We start from the raw sequence: 16,992 nt of genomic DNA on the forward strand, positions 1-16,992 counted from the left end.
TTAATCCGTGCCGCTGTGAGTCGGAGTATGGACATCGAAGTCCCGAGTACGTTCGACGAGCGAGACTGGGCGCGCCCGGTCGACGGCGGTCCCGTTCGGTTCGCCGTGATCGGTCTCGGCTGGTTCGGCCCGGACGTGGCGATCCCCGCCATCGAGGAATCCGACTACTGCGTGACCACGACCGTCGTCAGCGGCGACCGCGAGAAGGCCGAGCGCGTCGCCGACGAGAAAGGCGTCGACCACGCGCTCACCTACGACGACTACGCCGACGGCGAGGCCGCCGACGCCTACGACGCCGTCTACGTCGTCACCCCCAACGGTCTCCACCTCCCGCACGTCGAGACGGCCGCGGACCTCGGCAAGGACGTCCTCTGCGAGAAACCGCTGGAGGCGACGGCCGAGCGCGCCCGCAAGTGCGTCGAAGTCTGCGAGGAAGCGGGCGTCGATCTGATGACCGCCTACCGGATGCAGACCACCAACTCGATCAGGTGGGTCCGTGACCTCGTGCAGGACGGGGTTATCGGCGACCCTGTACACACGCGCGGCGCGTTCTCGTACAACCTGATCGCGGCCGGCGAGGACATGGACCAGTGGCGCCTGAACCCCGACCTCGCGGGCGGCGGTCCGCTCATGGACCTGGGCGTCTACCCGCTCAACACGTCGCGGTTCGTCCTCGACGAGGACCCGACGGCGGTCCACGCCTCGACCGTCGAGGGGCCGTCCGAGTTCGACGGGCTGGAGCAGTACTGCGCGTTCACGATGGAGTTTCCCAGCGGCGTCGTCGCCGAGTGCGACACCGGCTATCAGGTCGCCGGCGACAACTACTTCGAGGTCGGCGGCACCCACGGCCGGATCCGCGTCGACGTCCCGTTCAACGTCGACGCCGACCGCAAGATTACGATCCGGGGGAGCGGCGAGGAGACCGTCGTCGAACCCGACGAACCCTCCGAGATGGTCGAGGAGTTCGACTACTTCGCGACCGGCGTCCTGACCGACATGGACATCGCTCCCGACGGCGAGCACGGCCTGTTCGACATGCGACTGACCGAAGCGATCTACGAGTCGGGCGAGAACGGCGGTCTGGTCGACCTGTAGGAAAGCGTCGACTGCGGCGATTCTAGTTCGGTTCGTACGTCTCCAGCGTGTCTTTGATCGCGTGATAGGCGGGTTTGGGGTCGTTGCCCGAGTCGAACAGGAGCGGGTCCCCGGTGAGCGACTCGAACCAGTTCGGGATCCACGAGTCGGAGTCGCGGACACCCCAGACGATCAGGGTGTCGACGCCCTCGTCCAGACACACTTCGGTGATATCGCGGTAGAAGTCGGCCTGCTGCTCCCAGCGGGCCTCCTGGTCGCCGGGGTCGTCCTCCGGCAGGTAGGCCACGTCCATCTCCGTGATCTCCACGTCGAGGCCGAGCTCCTTGAACCGGCGGATGTTCTCGGCGACCGACTCGATACCGGGCTTCTCGTGCAGGGCGTGCATCTGGAGGCCGACGCCGTCGATGGGGACGCCGCGGTCGAGCATCCGTTCGACGAGGTCGTAGATGGCGTCCGACTTCTCGTTGACGCCGTCGGCGCCGTAGTCGTTGTAGTACAGGTCCGTGTCGGGGGCGACCTCGTTGGCCCACTCGAAGGCCCTGTCGAGGTACTCCTCGCCCATGGCCTCGTACCAGAGGTTCTCGCGCATCGTCCCGTCGTCGGCGACTGCCTCGTTCACGACGTCCCACGTGTCGACCTTGCTCCGGTAGCGCCCGGCGGCCGTGTGGACGTGCTCGCGCAGGAAGTCCTCGAGCTGGCCGTCCGTGTAGTCCCACTCCTGGAACCAGGTCGGGGTCTGGTTGTGCCAGGCCAGCGTGTGGGCGCGGACCGTCTGGTCGTGCTCGCGAGCGTAGTTCACGACCGCGTCGGCGTCCGAGAAGTCGTAGGTGTCCTCCGACGGCCGGAGCGGCCCCATCTTCAGGGCGTTCTCGGCGGTGACGTAGTTAAACTCGTTGCGAAGGATCTTCTTGTACGAGGCGTCCGTCCGAAGGGGCTGTGCCGCGACCGCGGCACCGATCTGGAAGTCCCGCTCCGCAGCCACGTCTCGCAGTCTGTCTCCGTCTGCCATGTGACGAACAGGTGAGCACAACCGGATAAAGATACCGGGCTATTCTCCCCGATGATTCCGACCGTTCCCACCGATACCGGTCGTTCTCTCCGACACCGGCGGGTCGTGCGAGCACGTGACAGGAAACCTAAAGAGGGACCCGTCTGAGGATGGCGCATGCACGTCGACACCCTCCGACGGGACGCCGACGGCCCGCTGTTCGCGGCGGGCGACAGTCGCATCAAACTGCAGGTCCTCGCCGACGACATCGTTCGCCTCGTCTACACCGACGGCGAGGAGGTACCCGACCCCGAGAGCCCGGTAATCGTCGAACAGGACCCGACCGACGAGTGGACGCTCGTCGAGCGCGAGACGGAGTTCGAACTCCAGACCGCCGCGATGCGAGTCGAACTCGACCGCGAGACGGGGGCACTCACGTGGCGCGACGCCGACGGCCGGCGCCTCGTCGGTGAACCGGCCGACGGCGGCAAGTCCCTCGTCCCGGTCTCGCCCGAGAACCTGACCGTCGGGGACAGCGAGGTCGTGAGTCCCCGCGACTCGCTCGACCGCGAGGCGTACTCGACCCGACTGGACCTCGAATTTTCCGACGACGAAGCGATCCTCGGCCTCGGCCAGCACGACGGCGGCGTCGCCAACTACCGCGGCGAGGAGCAGGTCCTCTACCAGGGCAACACCAAGGTCGCCATGCCCGCCATCCTCTCCACGCGGGGCTACGGGATGCTGTGGAACACGGGGTCGCTGACCACGTTCCACGACGACCAGCACGGGTCGTACGTCTGGACGGAGTGCGACGACGCGCTGGACGTGTTCGTCGTCGCGGGAGAGCCCGACGACGTGATCGCCGGGTTCCGACAGCTCACCGGCGAGTCGACGATGCTCCCGAAGTGGTCGTACGGCTACGTCCAGTCCAAGGAGCGCTACGAGACCGGCGAGGAACTGATCGACGTGGTCGAGGAGTACCGCGAGCGCGAGATTCCCATCGACTGCATCGTGCAGGACTGGCAGTACTGGCCCGACACGACCGACGACGACCCCAACTTCGAGGACTGGGGCGGCCCGCAGGGCGACTGGGGCCAGTGGGGTCAGAAATCCTTCCACGAGGGCCGCTACCCCGATCCGTCGGCGACCATCGACGGTCTCCACGAGCGAAACGTCCGGCTGATGGTCTCCATCTGGCCGAACATGCTCGCGGGCGAGAACTACCGCGAGATGCGCGACGCGGGGCACATCCTCGACGACGCCACCCTGCCCGCGCCGGGCAACGAACAGCGCTACTACGACGCCTTCTCCGAGGAGGCCCGCGACATCTACTGGGACCAGGCCGACGAGGGGCTGTTCTCCCACGGCGTCGACGCGTGGTGGTGTGACTCGACGGAGCCGTACGACCCGACGTGGACGCTCCCGACCTGCCCGGACCCGTTCAAACTCGCCCAGCACACCACGGACGCGTTCAAGCACGTGTTCGACCCGGGGTACCTCAACAGCTACTCGCTCCACCAGGCGAAGGGGATGTACGAGGGCCAGCGGGCGAAGACCGACGAGAAGCGCGTCATCAACCTCACGCGGTCGGGCTACCCCGGTCAGCAGCGCTACGGCGCGATCACGTGGTCCGGCGACATCGAGGCGACGTGGGAGCGCTACCGCACGCAGATCACCGACGGCCTGCAGTTCACCGCCGCCGGCAACCCCAAGTGGACGCTCGACGTGGGCGCCTTCTTCGTCGGCGACGGCCCGTCGTGGATCACCGACGGCGACTTCGACGACGGCGTCGACGACCTGGGCTACCGAGAGCTGTACGTCCGCTGGTTCCAGTACGGCGCTTTCCTGCCGATGTTCCGGTCGCACGGGACCGACACCCCACGCGAGATGTGGCGCTTCGGCGAACCCGGCGACCGCACCTACGACACGCTCGTCAAGTTCGACCGCCTGCGCTACCGGCTGATGCCGTACATCTACTCGCTGGCGGGCTGGGAGACCCACCGCGACTACACGATGTATCGCCACCTCGCGCTGGAGTTCCCGGACGACGAGGACGCCCACGAGGTCGGCGACCAGTTCATGTTCGGCCCCTCCCTGCTCGTCTGCCCGGTCACCGAACCGATGTACTACGGCCCCGACTCGGAGGAACTGGACGGGAAGGCCGAGGCCCGCGAGGTCTACCTCCCCGAAGGCACCGACTGGTACGACTTCTGGACGGGCGAGCGCTACGACGGCGGGCAGACGATTCTCGCCGACGCGCCCCTCGAGAAACTGCCGCTGTTCGTGAAGGCCGGCAGCGTCCTTCCGATGGGTCCCGCGGTCCAGCACACCGGCGAGCGGCCCGACGCGCCGTGGCAACTGCGCGTCTATCCGGGGCAGGACGGCGAGTTCGACGCCTACGAGGACGCCGGCGACGGCTACGACTACGAGGACGGCGACTACGCCTTCACGCCCATCCGCTGGGACGACGCCGCCAGCGAGTTGACGGTGGGGGACCGGAAGGGATCGTTCCCGGAACTCGTCGCGGAGCGCGACTTCGAGGTCGTCGTGGTCGGCGAGGGTGAGGGCGTCGGCGTCGAGAAATCCGACCCCGACACGGTCGTCGAATACGACGGGAGCCGTCGCGCGGTGACGGTCGACCGCTGATCGAACGGCTCGGACCTGGTTCCGACCCCTCGAACGAACTGTTTATTCCGGTCCGTGACGCGTGTGTCAGCGTCGATGACACACGATACCGTCCGCGTCCACCGCTGCGAGGAGATCGACCGCGTCAACCCCGAGATCCACGGCCACTTCGCCGAACATCTCGGCCGCTGTGTCTACGGGGGGATCTGGATCGGTGACGACGACCGGGTCCCGACGACCGACGGGATCCGCGAGGACACCGTCGAACTCCTCTCCGACCTCGGGGTGCACCAGCTCCGGTGGCCGGGTGGGTGTTTCGCGGACGCGTACCACTGGCGCGACGGGGTCGGCCCCCGCGAGGAGCGCCCGCGACGCGCGAACGACTTCTGGGCGCAGGGCCGCGAGGAGGCGTTCGTGGAGTCGAACGCCTTCGGGACGGAGGAGTTCGTGCGCTTTTGCGACCTCGTGGACGCAGAACCGTTCCTCGCCGCGAACGTCGGCTCGGGCGACCCACGGGAGGCGAGAGACTGGGTCGAGTACTGCAACCGCGACGACGACACGACGCTCGCACGGGAACGGGCCGAGAACGGCTCCGAGGACCCCCACGACGTGACCTACTGGGGCGTCGGCAACGAGAACTGGGGTTGCGGCGGGAAGTTCGACCCCGAGACGTACGCCAACGAGTTCCGCCGGTTCGCCCACTTCATGCGGGTGGCCGGCGCCGAAGAGACGATCGCGTGCGGCCACATCGACGAGGACTGGAACCGGCGGTTCCTCGCCGAACTCACGGAACCCGACCTCGTGGACCACCTCTCGATCCACCGCTACTTCGGGCGCTGGGACGGCGACTGCGGGAGCGCCACCGACTTCGACGACGAGCAGTACTACCGGTTGTTCGCCGAGTCGCTGAAGGTCGGCCGGGCGATCGACAGCGCGGCCGCCACCATCGACACGTACGCGTCGACCGACGACGTGGGCATCGCGGTCGACGAGTGGGGCGCCTGGCATCCGGAGGCCGACAGCGAGAACGGGCTCCAACAGGAGAACAGCGTCCGAGACGCCGTCGCCGCAGCCGGCGTCCTCGACGACTTCACCCACCGCGCGGACCTAGTGTCGATGGCTAACCTCGCTCAGACCGTGAACGTCCTCCAGTGCGTCGTCCAGACCGACGAGGAGGCCGCGTGGCCGACGCCCACGTACCGGGTACTGGACCTGTACAGCCCCCACGTCGGCGCGACGGCGGTCCGGACGGCCGTCGACACCGGCGCGGTCGAGACGGACCTGTGGGACGTTCCGCTCGTCAGCGTGTCGGCCACCGCCGACGACGACGGCACGTACGTCACCCTCAGCAACCGCTCGCTCGACGAGGAACGGACGGTCAGCGTCGCCGTCGACGGCGAGGTCGAGGCCGTGACGGGCGAACTCCTGTTCGCCGAGCACGACCCCGCCGACTACTCCACCCGCGAGAACGCCGACGGGTTCGCGTCGGCCGACCTCGACGCGACGACCGCCGACGGTGACGTAGTCCTCGACCTGCCGCCCAGCAGCGTCGCGGGCCTGTCGGTCGAGACGGTCTGAGACGACTCGGGCGGCCCGACTCTCGACCGACGCGTCGCGCAGCCGCTCGAATCCGCGGCGACTCGGTCGACCGACACGCTCCGAACCGCCCACGGCCGACCCCGACACTCAAGGGAGTGCCGCCCGCCCGTCCTGTATGCAATTCGACTGGATGGTCGCGTGCTACGCCGGTGCGGGGGTCCACAGGGACACCCCGCTGCTCGACAGCCTCGACCGCGACACGCTGATGCGAGGCGTGGACGCCGCCGTCGACGCCGGACTCGAGGGGCTCTGGGCACCCGACCACTTCATGCTCGGCCCGAAACACCAGGAGTTCGAGGTGTGGACGCTCCTCTCGGCACTGGCCGAACGAACCCACGGAACCGACCTCGATATCGGTCCGCTCGTCGGCTCGATCACCTACCGCAACCCCGCCCTGCTGGCGAAGATGGTGACGACCGTCGACCACCTCTCCGGCGGCCGCGCTCGCCTCGGGCTCGGCTGCGGGTGGCACCGCGAGGAACACGAGGCCTACGACTTCGAGTTCCCGCCCGTGAACCAGCGCATCGACATGCTCGACGAGGGCCTGCAGGTCGTGAAGGCGATGTTCACCGAGGCCGAACCCGCCTTCTCGGGCGAGCACTACGAGATCGAGGACGCGTTCAACGAGCCCAAGCCGATTCAGGACCCCTATCCACCGATCGTCGTCGGCGGCGCCGGGCCGCGGATGCTGCGAGTCGCCGCTCGTCACGCCGACGAGTGGAACGTGGAGATCTCGGGCCGAGCGCGCGGCAAGCCGATCGAGTTCAAGGTCCGCAAGTTCGACGAGTACCTCGAGGAGGCGGGCCGGGACCCCGACGACGTCGAGCGGTCGTGGCTCGCCCACTGTCTCGTCCGCGAGGACGAGGCGGGACTCGACCGGCTCTGCGACGAGATATTCCCGCTCCCGTGGGGCGAGGAGGAGGACGTCGACGACGAGTTGAGCACACCCGCGGAGGCTCGCGAGAAGGGCGACTTCCTGATCGGGACCCCCGGCGAAGTGGTCGAACAGATCGAGGGCGTTCGCGAGTTGGGGTTCGACAAGCTCCAGCTCATGTTCCTCGACTACCCCGACACGCGCGGGATGGAACTGTTCGGCGACGAAGTGGCACCCGAACTGCGCTGAAGCGGCCAGCGCCGGAGCCGGACCCGGACCCGGAGTCGGAGCCGGAGCCGGACCCGCTCAGTCGATCATCGTCGTCGCGTGACCGAGTATCAGGAACGCCGGTGCGGTGTAGTCGATGGCCCACTCGTTGGCGGAGAAGGAGGCCGTCGCGTCGACGTAGCACTTCGCGGGCGGGGCGTCCGTTCGCTCGATGTACTCGGCGAGTTGTTCGTCGTCGCCGTTGCGGTTGGCGCCGCTGACGACCATCCCCGGAATGTAGGTCCCGGTCCCCTCGATCAGCCGGTCGTGGGGGTTCTGCGTCGGGTAGGTACCCTGTCCCGTCACGTAGCTGTAACCGGTCGGCGTCCGACCGAGCGCGTAGTGCAACTGGTCGAGCGCGCCCGCGACGTAGCGCTCGTCTGGACTGACCTCGTTCGCCAGCAACAGCAGCCCGCCCTTCGAGAGCGCGAGTTTCGTCGACGCCCAGTGGTAGTCCTCGGTGTCGAGCGCGTCACGGTAACCGTCGGCCTCGATCTCCGCGACGAGGGCGTCGGCGTAGTCGAGGAAGGTGGATTCGAGCCCCTCTCGCCGGGCCGGATCGGCAGCATCGCTCGTGAGATACGCCCACTGGCCGAGCGAGAGCGTGTCGTCCCAGACGGGCGCGCGTACGGGCGCGTCGAACAGGTCTCCTAGTTCGGATTCGAGATAGTCGGCGTATCGGGGTTCGCCAGTGGTCTTCAGCAGTTCGCTCGCGGCCCAGAACCGCTCCTCGGCGTCGGTCTCCTTGCGGTAGGGGCCGGAGCCGCCGCCCTGGCCCTCGTCGAAGCGGAAGGACGGGTCCGGGTTGGCTTCGAGGTAGTCGTGGGCGTCGCGGGCGTTCGACAGGGCGCGCTCGGCGAACTCGGCGTCGAAGTCTGCGTACACGCGTGCGGCCATCGCCATCGACGCGGCGTACTGGGCGGTCCCGAACGTCGAGAGGCCGAACACGAAGCGGTCGCGAGTGTCCGCCGTCGGCGGGGTGTCGAGATCCGGCCACGCTTCGCCCGCCACCTTGTGGTAGACGGCGCCGTCGGGTCGTTGCATCCGTTCGAGCCACTCCAGTTCGAACTTCGCCTCGACGAGCAGGTCCGGCAGTCCCGCCTCGCGGTCGGCCGACGAGAGCCCCGTCGGAACGTCGCACTGCCCGGCACGGAACGCGTCGGGATACCGCTCGTACGCCAGGAGCATCTGGCCGACGGTGACCGCGCCCGGCGGCACGTACTTCCCGTAGTCGCCGGCGTCGTACCACCCGCCCGAGACGTCGAGCACGCCGCCCTCGTCGCGGAACTCGTCGCCGAAGTACAGACGCGCCTCGGCGTCCTGCGTGTGACCGGCGTCGATATCGAGCCCGGTGACCGGATCGTCGATGGCGGTGTCCGACCGCTTCAACGAGTAGAGACGGACTGCGTCGACCAGCGTCCCCTCGTACACGTCGGCGCTCACGCGAAAGGGGACCGACTCCCCGGCGGTCTCCGCCAGTTCGCCGTCCGCGTCCGTGCCACGGCCCACGGCGACGCGGTACTCCCCGCGAGCGGTCAGGTCGGAGAAGTCGGCACGACGCACGGTTTCGCCCGCGTCCGGGTCGTCGATGGGGTCGGAAAGCGTCCCGGAGAGCGCGATACCGTCCTCGTCGGTATCTCTGACGACGAACCGATCGGCCTCGACCGCCGCGATGGCGTGTTTGGGTGCGTTCGGGAGGTATCCCACCTGGTCGACGTGGACCCGCTGGGGCGGCCGGTCGGATCCCGGCGTGGAGTCAGTCATGATGGCGTTCACTTCCGTCGGCCGACAAAAAAGCGCGCGGTTGGTCGTGGAACTCTCCGGGTCCGGGTTCCGGTCCGGGACGGCGAGGCGGGGCGTGGAGCGGCCGGATAAGTCGACCGCCCGCGAACAGTCTTTCCGGTATCCGAATCCGCATGCGTGCGGGCGGCGACAGTCTCGACATGCCCGACACACGCGTCACGGTCTGGAACGAGTTCGTGCACGAGCAGGAGAACGACACGGTCGCGGAGCTCTACCCCGACGGTATCCACGGCGCCATCGCCGACGCGCTGGCCGAGCGCGGCTTCGACACGGAGACCGCCACTCTCCAGGAGCCCGAACACGGTCTCACCGAGGACGTACTCGACGAGACCGACGTGTTGACCTGGTGGGGGCACACGGCTCACGACGATGTCGAAGACGAGATCGCCGAGCGAGTCATCGAACACGTCCGCGACGGGATGGGCCTCATCGTCCTCCACTCGGGACACTTCTCGAAGGTGTTCCGCGGGCTGATGGGGACGACCTGTTCGCTCAAGTGGCGCGAGGCCGCAGAGCGCGAGCGCCTGTGGGTCATCGAGCCGAGCCACCCCATCGCCGACGGCATCGACGACTGCATCGAACTCGACGAGGCGGAGATGTACGGCGAGCGCTTCGATATCCCTCAGCCCGAGACGCTCGTGTTCAACTCCTGGTTCGAGGGCGGCGAAGTGTTCCGCTCGGGCTGTACGTACCGCCGCGGCAGCGGCCGGATCTTCTACTTCCGACCGGGTCACGAGACGTATCCGATCTACCACAACGAGGAGATTCTGCACGTGCTGGCCAACGCCGTCGAGTGGGCCGCCCCGAGCGACGACCCGGCGACGTCCAGCGGTGGGAACGCCGAACCGCGAGAAGACATCGATACCTCCGACGAGCGAAGCGTCCACTGATCCGCGAGCGGGGCCGTCGACTCGGTGATCGTCGACACGTTCGACAGTCGACTCGGTTGGTCGTCGACCGGCCGACCGTCGTCCAACCCAGCCGCCGACCGCCTACTCCTCGACGGTCGGCGGGGTGATCGTCTCCTCTTCTTCGTCCTCGTCGTCCTCGTCGTCCTCGTACTGCGGTGCGATCTGCCACTTGAAGTAGACGGTCCACCCCAGCGACGTGACGCCGAACAGTCCGACGACGAGCGGGTTGAGCGGGGGCGTTCCGGGCGTCGAGAGCCAGAGCGCGCTGAACATCACCCCGAAGGTGTAGATGAACACCGCACCGTCGGTCGACTCGATTTCCATGTCGCTCACTTCGTGCGCGCGTGCTTAGAACTGGCGTTCGCGCCCGGCCCCCGCGGAGCGAGGCGCCCGAACCCCGCAGTCACTCGGTGGTCGGGCCGAGCGTCCCCGCCTGTACGTGGTAGTGCTGGGGCGCGGTCGGTCGGCCGCGACTCATCCTGAGCGACAACTCGTCGTCCGATGCGAGGGCGACCTTCGAGCGATTCGTCCACAGTCCCACGCGGTCCTGCACGAACACGACGTTCGGGAGCGCGTAGTTGTACCAGCGAGCACAGCGGCGCGCCGCCTCGCGGAACCCCGCCTCGCCGGTGTCGGGGGCGCGGAGGCGCTCCACTTCCGAACAGGGCGAGACCGTCTCGCCCGCGTCGTCGAACTCGTAGGTCGCGCCGCCGTCGGCGTAGTCGACGCCGTCGACCGCGAGCGCGCCAGGGTCTTCGGGGAGCGTGACCGACTCGGGCACCGACGCCAGGGGTGGGTCGTCTCGACAGCTGCCCAGCGGGTTCCCCGCGACGGCGATCGGTGGTATTGCCGTCCAACCCTCGCCCGCCGCAAACCAGTCGTTGTAGTACGTCGTCGGCGACCACCCGCCCGGAACGTCCGTCAGGAGGAGGTCGAACGCCCCGCGACGGATATTGTCCTCGTAATCGAGACCGCCGCCCAGCAACTGACGGATCTCGATAGCCACGCCGAACGACTCGAGACCGGCGACGAGGGTCTCGATCTCGGCGATCTCCGGGGAGAAAACGGTGAGCGTCAGCGACAGCGTCGACCCCTCGGGGCTCGTCCACAGGCCGTCGACGCGCTCGTAGCCGGCCCGTCGAAGCCACGTCGCCGCCCGCTCGTAGTCGGCGGCCAGCGGGTAGTCGTACAGGGAATCGAGGAACCCGGGTTCGAACACCGTCTCGGGGGTGGTCCCGAGCATCCCCGTCCACGTCGACGGCGCCATCGTCCCCTTCCCGTACTGGTTCAGGCGCATGCGAGCGAGCGGCGCCGCGGCGGCGATGGCGCGGCGCACCCACAGTCGTCGGAGGTGCTCGTTCTCCCAGTTGAAGGTGAGTTGCAGGCCGCCGCCGGCGGGGTTGGGCCAGGTGGCGAGTTGCTCGACGTCGTCGGGGACGTCAGCCGCGAAGAAGTCGCCCTTCGCCTCGGCGATGACGCCCGTCCCGAAGTCCACCTCCTCGCCGCTGAGGTAGTCCCGAGGGTCGTAGAACGACCCCGACGGCCGTCCGCCGTTCGACGAGTTGACCTGCGGTTCGTCGGCGCCCACGGCCCCGCCGACGATCCGGAGCGTGCGCCTATCCGAGGCTCCGGGGTAGTCCGACCGGGGCTCCGCGTAGACGACTTCCGCGTTCGTCCGGAGGTTGTGAGGGACCTCGATCCCCTCGTCGGTCACGTCGTCCGCCGACCGGACCTCGTAGCGGCCGGTGCCGTACCCCTCCTCGACGAACGTCTCGATACGCAGCTTTCCCCGGCGGTAGTCGAGGTACGTCTCCTGGACGGCGTCCCGGGTCGTCGCGTCCTCGAAGCGCTCGACCCACGGTTCGCTATAGGACGGGGGGAGCGGCGGCAAACCGGGGTGGACGCGCCCGCCGGCCGCCTCGGCGTTCGTCGGCCCGCGACGGAACGCCCGCCGGTACTCGGTGCCGTCGAGGAGGTCACCGCCGAACTCCGCCTCCTGGAAGGCGCCGTTCGTCTCGAGCCAGCCGATCCGGTCCGCGAGGTAGTACGGCCGGCCGTCGAGCGGTTCGCCGTTCCAGTAGGTCAGGCGGTCGTCGAAGGAGAGCCGCACCGCCTCGCCGTCCTCGACGGCGTAGTCGTCGACCGCGCAGGGGACCGATAGCTCCCGCCCGCCGACTGATGTTGTGTGCCCGCTCGTGTAGTACTCCCCCGAGGGCCCGTGGACGGGCAGGACCAGACTGTGGAGGAACCCGAGGAAGTGCGCCCGCCCGGTCGGCGTCCCCATGTTCGGCCCCATATCGAGCGACGTCGGGTGGGCGTGGGTCATGACGGAGACCACGTTCGTCCCGGCCCGGTCGGGCGCCGTGGTCTGGTCACTCCCGTCTGTCTCGTTCGAACAACCGGTCAGCCCCGCCGACGCCGCGAGGCCGGTCAGTGAGACGAACCGCCGCCTGTTCAGTCGTCCGCCAGAATCGGACTCGCCGCCGTTCCGAACGTCGTCCCGCCGGTTGGAGTCACCCACCATCACGCATGGACAATAGTGACAACCAACCATAGGGTTTTGGTCGCTCGACGAGTAGACGGCCTCGCGAGCGCGAGTAAACCTGTCTCGAGCGCGACAGACGGCCGAGTTCAGATTCAGATACTGGGCCGACCTGTCCGCAGTAGAGGCATCACAGCCTTTCAGACGCGCGACAGTATCGTTTGTTCGCCCCGTCCATATCGCGTAATTTTCAATTATGGTTTTATACCCCGGATTGGTGGGTTGTGGTATGCGTCCCAATAGCATAGACGATAGTACAGGACTGTCTCGGCGACAGTACGCGCAGGTACTGGCCGGGATGGGCGTCGCCGGACTGGCCGGGTGTCCGAGTGACAGCGGTAGCGGCGGCGAGACGCCGGAGGACGGAGGTGCGGACACCGAGACGCCCGCCGATAGCGGGGGCGAGGACCCGACCGCGACCCCGACAGACGACTCGTCGGAAGCTACCGCGACCGACCGACAGGCGGTGACCGACTCGATTGCCGTCGGGATCGCCAACTCGCCGGACGTGTTCAACTGGAACCCGTGGACGCCACAGGACAACACCATCGGCGACCTCTGGATGACGGAACTGTACGGACTGAGCAACGTCCACACGGGAGACAACTCCTACAGCGGGGCGGCGATCCCGACCCCACACAAGCCCGACCACGACGAGATCGAGGTGATGACCTGGATCGAGGACCACGAAGTAGAGCCACCGTACGACTGGCGCCAGCACTACGACGACCGCTCGGAGTTCTGGAACGGCGACCCGTTCGACGCCGACGCCCTCGTCACCCACAACCACGTCCAGTACTTCCACGACGGGAACAAGTTCGCCGAGGGAGCGACGTACAACCAGGAGGCCGAAGACCAGTGGACGCGCCACGGCTGGTTCGACAAGGGCGAAGTGCCCGACCAGGACCCGAACCCGGTCTCGACTCCCGTTCTGGAGACGGAGGCGTCGCGGCTCAACTTCAACCCGCCGACTCACCCCGACTTCACCCAGCCGTACGTCGAGAAGTACCAGGACGCGAGTTCGACGGACCAGGTCGAGTCGGTCACGAACGACCTCGGGAGCGACCGCATCTCGCTCCAGCGGATCCAGGAGAACGGCTGGGGGAGCGGGCCGTACGTCCTCGAGTCGATGGACGACGTCGGGTCGGAGAAGGCGGTCTTGCACCTCGACCCGGACCACCCGAACGCCGAGCACACGAACGTCGAGAAGCTCGAACTGTACTGGGCGGAGGGCGACCGGCTCCAGACGCTCCAGACCAACGGGGAGATAGACGTGAATCCCGGGCCGGTCACCGAGACGTCTACCCTCAATCGGGAGGCGCTCCCCGACCACATGCAGGAGCTGTCCCGGTGGCTCAACACGACTCGCGGCGACATGTGGAAACTCAACTGGCACAACCCGCACCTCCAGCGGCTGTGGGTGCGCCGGGCGATGGTCGAGGCCATCGACTGGAACGCCGTCAGCGCCAACGGCTGGGGCGAGGACTCCGCGATCGTGACCGAACACGACACGTTCCTGCTCGACGCCGAGTCCGAGAGAGTGTTCTCACAGGAGTTCCTCGACAGCCTCCACACCTACTCGCGGGAGTCGGACACCGAGACCGCCGACGAGTACATGCGGCGCGCCGGCTACTCGCGACAGGGCGGTCAGTGGGTCGACCCGCAGGGGAACACCGCGGCGATCGACCTGAGCGCACGGTCGGGAAGCACGTCCAACGTCCAGGCCGGGCAGACGATCCGGGAGAACCTCGCGAGCTGGGGCTTCGGCGTGAACTTCACCACCCAGGGCTGGTCCACGTGGTCGAACAGCCTCAAACCGAACCAGCTCAACTACGACTCCACCCTCTTCTGGTCGGACACCGCCACGGTCTACGGCAAGTACAACGACCGGGGCGCGTGGTGGGGCGAGGCGCTCCTCGGCGGCAGTCCGTCCGCCGACAGCCCCTTCCGCCTGACCGACGACGACGAGGTGGACACCCAGAACAAACCCGTCCACGTCGAACTCCCGGAGGAGGTCGGCTCGATCGAAGCGCCCGACCAGGCCGGTCGTGATCCCGACCTCGAGAACGGACGCGAGGTCGACATGCTCGAAGTCGTCGATGCGATCCGACAGCCGGGCAACTCCGACGAGGAGCTCCAGGAGCTCTACCGCACCTGCGCGCAGTACTACAACTTCTACGTCCCCCACTTCGTGTTCCAGCAGTTGCTCGCCGGGTCGTGGGGCAACGTGCGGGACTTCGAGTGGCCCGAGCCGGACGCCCAGGCGCTCGACTACGAGCGCTTCGCCGGCATCGAGAACGCAGTCGTTCTCAGCGGTATCACGCAAGCGAGCACGGACGAGGACTTCCCGTCGCCGTAACGGGACTCACTCGCTGTCAGGCCCGTTTCTCGCTTTCGACCGACCCCTCGCGAGCCGTTCGTGTGGTAACGTTTATCCTGCACCGCGAGCGGGTGGTCAGTATGCACAGGACGTTCGAGACGACGACGGAACGACGCCAGCGGACCCTCGACGGACAGTGGGAGTTCGTCACCGACCCCGACGACGAGGGCCGCGAGGCCGAGTATCACGAAGCGTTCCCCTCGGAGGACGCCGACCGTATCGCGGTCCCGAGTTCCTGGAACGCTCGGACGGCGTACGCCGACTACGTCGGCCCGGCCTGGTACCGGCGGACCCTCGAACTCACCGAGTCCGAATCGCTGCTGGTCACCTTCCACGGCGTCGGCCGCGAGGCGACCGTGTACCTCGACGGAGCGGAACTCGTCAGCCACGAGGGGGCCTACACGCCCTTCGACGCGCTCGCCCGCGACCTCGCACCCGGCGAACACGAACTCGTCGTCCGCGCCGACAACACGCGCACCGAGACGACCGTCCCGCACGACGACGTGGACTGGTTCCCGTACGGTGGCATCCACCGCGAAGTCGTCGTAGAGACGGTCCCGGACGTGTACGTACGGGATCTCGCCGTCGACTACGAACTCGACGGCGACGACGCGACCGTGGAGGCCGAAGTGACGGTGCACAACGCCGGCGCGCTGACAGCCGAACCGGAACTGGCCGTCTCCGTCGGCGACGAGACCGCCGTCGACGACGTCGAGGTAGACGGCATGGACGCGCTGACGACCACGCTGTCGCTCACGCTGACCGACGTGGACCGCTGGACGCTCGACGACCCGACGCTGTACGACGTAGAAGCGCGACTCCGGGGCGAGCAGGCCGCGGCGCGCGACGGCGAGGTGTTCACCGACGACCGGCGGGACCGGATCGGTTTCCGGGAGGTCGCCGTCGACGGCCGCGACATCCTGCTCAACGGCGACCCCGTGACGATCGCGGGGGTCAACCGCCACGAGGACCACCCGGACTGGGGGGCCGCCCAGCCGCTGGGGATCCAGCAGCGCGACCTCGAGATCGTCGAACGCGCGAACTGCAACGCGGTCAGGTGCTCACACTACCCGAACCACCCGCGGTTTCTCGACCTCTGCGACGAGGCGGGCGTCCTCGTGATCGAGGAACTCCCCCTGTGGCAGGTCGACCGCGGGACGATGACGGCCAGTATCGAATCTGCCCAGCGGACGCTCATCGAGATGCTGGAGCGCGACCGCCACCACCCGTCGGTGTTCGCGTGGAGCCTCTCGAACGAGTGCGCGAACGAGCAAAACAGCGTCGTCGACGCGACCCGGCAGCTCCGGGGAACCGTCGACGGGCTGGACGGGTCGCGCCTCGTGACCGCGGCCTCGAACACCGACTGGGAGGGCGAGGCCGACCGCGTGTTCGAGTTCTGCGACTTCCTCTCGGTCAACGCCTACTGGGGCTGGTACCGGGACGACGGCGACTGGGCCGACCACCTCGACCGGATCGAGGACGAGTACGGCGAGAAACCGATAGTCGTCTCGGAGTTCGGGGCCGGTGCGATCCCGGACGAACGGACCCACGAGTCGCGCAAGTGGTCCGAGTCCTACCAGGCGGATCTGCTCGCCGACTGCGTCGACCTGTTCCTCGACCGCGACAGCGTCGCCGGGTTCACCGTCTGGCAGTTCGCCGACACGCTCGCCAACCCCGTCGACGCGATGTCTCGCCCGCGGTCGCGCAACAACAAGGGCATCCTCACCGAGCACCGTCGACCGAAGGACGGGTACCGGGCGCTCGCCGAGCGCCTCGACGACCGGTCGTAACCTCCGCTCGGAATCTGCGTCTTCTGCCACTGGCCGTCGTCCGGGACAGAAATCCGGTGTCGTTCTGCTATGGAGAATATCGTTTAGTAGAACTAGTTTCGATCGGAACCAGATCGAC

11 protein-coding genes are annotated in these 16,992 nt (G+C 67.8%); 7 read left to right on the forward strand and 4 right to left on the reverse strand.

Going from position 1 to position 16,992, the window contains the following annotated elements; translation table 11 throughout:
- The first annotated feature begins 27 nt into the window (after positions 1 to 27).
- Positions 28 to 1,095 (forward strand): D-xylose 1-dehydrogenase Gfo6, encoded by a 1,068-nt coding sequence (gfo6, locus tag D1409_RS04460; RefSeq protein ID WP_123534418.1) that lies wholly within the window; start codon positions 28 to 30, stop codon positions 1,093 to 1,095.
- 22 nt (positions 1,096 to 1,117) lie between these two features.
- Here gfo6 and D1409_RS04465 read toward each other — a convergent pair whose 3' ends face one another.
- Positions 1,118 to 2,104 carry an endo-1,4-beta-xylanase gene (locus tag D1409_RS04465; protein WP_123534420.1) on the reverse strand — a complete coding sequence of 329 codons (987 nt, stop codon included), beginning with the start codon at positions 2,102 to 2,104 and terminating at the stop codon, positions 1,118 to 1,120.
- Between the two features lie 156 nt (positions 2,105 to 2,260).
- On the opposite strand from D1409_RS04465, the gene D1409_RS04470 reads away from it, so the two are divergent.
- The 3 genes from D1409_RS04470 (at position 2,261) to D1409_RS04480 (ending at position 7,430) form a co-directional block, all read left to right on the forward strand.
- A complete protein-coding gene (locus D1409_RS04470) occupies positions 2,261 to 4,729 on the forward strand; it encodes a glycoside hydrolase family 31 protein (protein WP_123534422.1) in 2,469 nt (822 codons plus the stop codon).
- A 75-nt stretch (positions 4,730 to 4,804) separates the two neighbouring features.
- Positions 4,805 to 6,286 (forward strand): alpha-N-arabinofuranosidase, encoded by a 1,482-nt coding sequence (locus tag D1409_RS04475; protein ID WP_123534424.1) that lies wholly within the window; start codon positions 4,805 to 4,807, stop codon positions 6,284 to 6,286.
- Positions 6,287 to 6,422: 136 nt separating this feature from the next.
- Positions 6,423 to 7,430, forward strand: a complete 1,008-nt coding sequence (locus tag D1409_RS04480) for an LLM class flavin-dependent oxidoreductase (protein ID WP_123534426.1) — start codon at positions 6,423 to 6,425, stop codon at positions 7,428 to 7,430.
- A 57-nt stretch (positions 7,431 to 7,487) separates the two neighbouring features.
- On the opposite strand, the gene D1409_RS04485 is transcribed toward D1409_RS04480, so the two are convergent.
- Complete coding sequence (locus D1409_RS04485) at positions 7,488 to 9,212, reverse strand: glycoside hydrolase family 9 protein (protein WP_123534428.1); 1,725 nt, start codon at positions 9,210 to 9,212, stop codon at positions 7,488 to 7,490.
- A gap of 179 nt (positions 9,213 to 9,391) precedes the next feature.
- Between D1409_RS04485 and D1409_RS04490 the strand changes: the two genes are divergently transcribed.
- Positions 9,392 to 10,141: a ThuA domain-containing protein gene (locus D1409_RS04490; protein ID WP_123534838.1), complete on the forward strand. Its 750-nt coding sequence runs from the start codon at positions 9,392 to 9,394 to the stop codon at positions 10,139 to 10,141.
- A 102-nt stretch (positions 10,142 to 10,243) separates the two neighbouring features.
- On the opposite strand, the gene D1409_RS04495 is transcribed toward D1409_RS04490, so the two are convergent.
- Positions 10,244 to 10,486: a hypothetical protein gene (locus tag D1409_RS04495; protein ID WP_123534429.1), complete on the reverse strand. Its 243-nt coding sequence runs from the start codon at positions 10,484 to 10,486 to the stop codon at positions 10,244 to 10,246.
- 79 nt (positions 10,487 to 10,565) lie between these two features.
- Positions 10,566 to 12,686 carry a periplasmic substrate-binding domain-containing protein gene (locus D1409_RS04505; protein WP_164471559.1) on the reverse strand — a complete coding sequence of 707 codons (2,121 nt, stop codon included), beginning with the start codon at positions 12,684 to 12,686 and terminating at the stop codon, positions 10,566 to 10,568.
- Positions 12,687 to 12,933: 247 nt separating this feature from the next.
- Here D1409_RS04505 and D1409_RS04510 point away from each other — a divergent pair, with 247 nt between their 5' ends.
- Together D1409_RS04510 and D1409_RS04515 are read left to right on the forward strand one after the other, a co-directional pair.
- Positions 12,934 to 15,063, forward strand: a complete 2,130-nt coding sequence (locus D1409_RS04510) for an ABC transporter substrate-binding protein (protein ID WP_123534433.1) — start codon at positions 12,934 to 12,936, stop codon at positions 15,061 to 15,063.
- Positions 15,064 to 15,164: 101 nt separating this feature from the next.
- Positions 15,165 to 16,874: a glycoside hydrolase family 2 protein gene (locus D1409_RS04515; RefSeq protein ID WP_123534436.1), complete on the forward strand. Its 1,710-nt coding sequence runs from the start codon at positions 15,165 to 15,167 to the stop codon at positions 16,872 to 16,874.
- Positions 16,875 to 16,992 lie beyond the last annotated feature (118 nt).

It is taken from the genome of Halosimplex salinum (assembly GCF_003730195.1).
Classification (GTDB): Archaea; Halobacteriota; Halobacteria; order Halobacteriales; family Haloarculaceae; genus Halosimplex; species Halosimplex salinum.